The sequence below is a fragment of the uncultured Mucilaginibacter sp. genome (assembly GCF_903913935.1).
Classification (GTDB): domain Bacteria; phylum Bacteroidota; class Bacteroidia; order Sphingobacteriales; family Sphingobacteriaceae; genus Mucilaginibacter.
Map to the genome: position 1 here is coordinate 1 of NZ_CAIWNH010000106.1, position 2,679 is coordinate 2,679.

Here is a 2,679-nt window from a genome sequence, read left to right on the forward strand (position 1 = left end):
AGGTTTAATCAGTTCGCATTCGTGCAATACTTTAATATGCTTCGATACAGCCTGCCGGCTCATATCAAATTTCTCTGCCATTACATTTGGCGTTAATGCCTGGATAGCAATTAAAGTTAAAATAGCCCTGCGCGTTGGGTCAGCTATAGCCTGGAATATATCTTGTTTCATTTTGCAATACCTAATTAAGCAACCTACAGGTTGCAAATATATATGCAACTTTTAAGTTGCGCAAATTTATTTTTAATTATTTTCCGAATTAAACTCCGAAAAATTTTAGTAATTGTCGTAGTCGTCTAAGTCAGCAACTTCCGCCAGGAGGAAATTAACTATTTCGATGCATCCTGAAAAGTTGGTATTTGATGAATTGCGACATCGAACCGCTTTTATGGGTGGATTATATCCTTGTACACAATTGCTACAGAAGCCTTTTGAAGCAAAATCGAAGTGCAAGCGACCGTTTTACCGTCCCTGCCCTTTCTGCTCCCTGGGCACGGTTCGAACCTGCGTCCCCCTGATTAACAGCCAGATAAATTTAGACATATTATTATTTGTCAATATTTTATATTATTATTACCCATTAATTAAACCCACAATTCAACAGTTTTAAATCTTACTGATGCAGCCGCCCCAACCGCAAAATCCGGCAAAATCGTTAGTCCCAATTATTGCTGCATCGACCGTCGGAGCACTTTTCGAATTTTATGATTTTTATATTTTCGGAAGCCTGGCTACGATTATCTCCACAAAATTTTTCCCCGCAGGGAATCCTACTGCGGCCTTTTTGGCTACACTGGCCACTTTTGCGGCCGGGATGCTGGTACGACCGTTTGGCGCGTTGTTTTTTGGTCGTTTGGGAGATCTGATCGGGCGAAAATATACGTTCATGGTTACCATTGTGCTGATGGGCGGCGCCACCTTTGCCATTGGTCTTATACCGGCTTATCAAACCATTGGTTTTTGGGCTCCAATTATAGTACTTACTTTAAGGATTTTACAAGGACTGGCCATTGGCGGCGAGTTTGGTGGAGCTGCCACCTTTGTGGCCGAGCATTCACCGGTAAATAAACGGGGATTTTTGACATCCTGGATAACATTTACGGGTGGTTTTGGCGTTGCTGTGGCATTTGGGGTGATCATGGCAACAAAAAATTCCATGTCAATAGCCAGCTGGGAAAGCTGGGGTTGGCGTATCCCTTTCCTTTTATCAAGTGTGTTGGTGATCGTATCAGTAATTATCAGGAGAAATATGTCGGAGTCGCCCTTGTTTGCCAAGGCTAAAGCAGAAGGCAAAACTTCGCGCAATCCTTTGAAAGACTCATTTGGGAATAAGGAAAATTTAAAAGTAGTGCTGTTAGCCATCTTCGGATTAACCCTTGGAATTGGCGTGGTGGGTTACTCTACAACTTTTTTTCTGCAAAGCTTCCTAGTTAAATTTATGTTTGTCGACTATGACCAGGCAAACCTGTTATTAATTATCGGTGTAACATGTGGCGCCCCCCTGTACATGTTCTTTGGCTGGTTATCCGATCGTGTCGGTAAAAAACCTATACTAATGATGGGCCCTTTTTTGGGGATCGTAGGTTTTCGTCCGGTTTTCGATCAGATTTACCAAACTGTTGATCTTCAAAAAAAAGTAGAGAATAAATCCGCTATGAGGGTTGATGTAAAACGGCAAAGTTTGCCAAATAAGGAGTATCTTACCCTAACAACCACGCAGCATTTTTATACAGATGGCACCGTTTTAGCTGAAGTAAAAAAGCAAACGCCTGGCATAACTAATCCGGAGATTTCAAGAGTTATCAAAATCAGCCAGCCCGACGAGCTAAAGCTTGTTTTGTTAGTTTTTCTTTTGGTGATTGTCGTCGCCATGGCTCACGGAGCTTCTGCGGCATATTTAGTCGAGTTGTTTCCGTTGAAGATCCGTTATACCTCTATGTCGCTGCCTTATCACATAGGTTTCGGCATCTTCGGTGGCATGGCCCCGGTTATATCCGCGTATTTAATAGCAAAAGCCAATATGAACCACAGCCCCGATTATTACCTGGCCGGCCTTAACTATGCAATTATACTTATGAGCATCAGTTTGGTAATTGGGATTTTATACCTCAGGGAAAATAATGAAGAGCTGCCTGCACCAATAAAAAATCCTGCTAAAAAGAACAGGCTGAAAAGAATGCTCGGTTTTGTGTGGATATTGCTTGGCTTAATTTTCGCCTATCTGGGCATTGTTGAATTAGGTATTCCAAAGATGGCAACAGGCAAGCCCGACGACCTGATATTCGGCATTATTGTAGTAATCGTACTTACTCCGATCATTACCATTGGCTTGGTCACCTTTGGAAAATACGCGTTGCAGGGGGAGTATGATGATAAAGGGTGATTGAGAAATGGGTAAGTGACTAAAATAAAAAAAGCCCGGTGAAAATTCGGAACTTTGCTCCCCAGACAGTACGTTTTACGAACCGACTTCTTGATCAAATGCACGTTCTGAGCGAATTAAAGCAGATTTTAGTTTAGCCTGCCTGGATTTTTCGAAAAAAAATAAAATGAGTCGACATTGGCAAAAACAAAAATTAATCTTGGTTATTTATTTATGCTTTTTTACAATTTCTCCTGCTTCGGTTTTCATTTTACTGTAAAGATTGACAAATGCGTCACATCGCTCTTTTGCATTTG

The 2,679-nt window shown here is 41.5% G+C and carries 2 protein-coding genes; one reads left to right on the plus strand and one right to left on the minus strand.

Annotated elements, in window-relative coordinates:
• Nucleotides 1-171 (minus strand): helix-turn-helix transcriptional regulator (locus QZY09_RS04140; RefSeq protein ID WP_295668491.1); only part of this gene is annotated, 171 nt, incomplete at its 3' end.
• A gap of 448 nt (nucleotides 172-619) precedes the next feature.
• Between QZY09_RS04140 and QZY09_RS04145 the strand changes: the two genes are divergently transcribed.
• Nucleotides 620-2,383 (plus strand): MFS transporter, encoded by a 1,764-nt coding sequence (locus QZY09_RS04145; protein ID WP_295668489.1) that lies wholly within the window; start codon nucleotides 620-622, stop codon nucleotides 2,381-2,383.
• The last annotated feature ends 296 nt before the right edge of the window (nucleotides 2,384-2,679 follow it).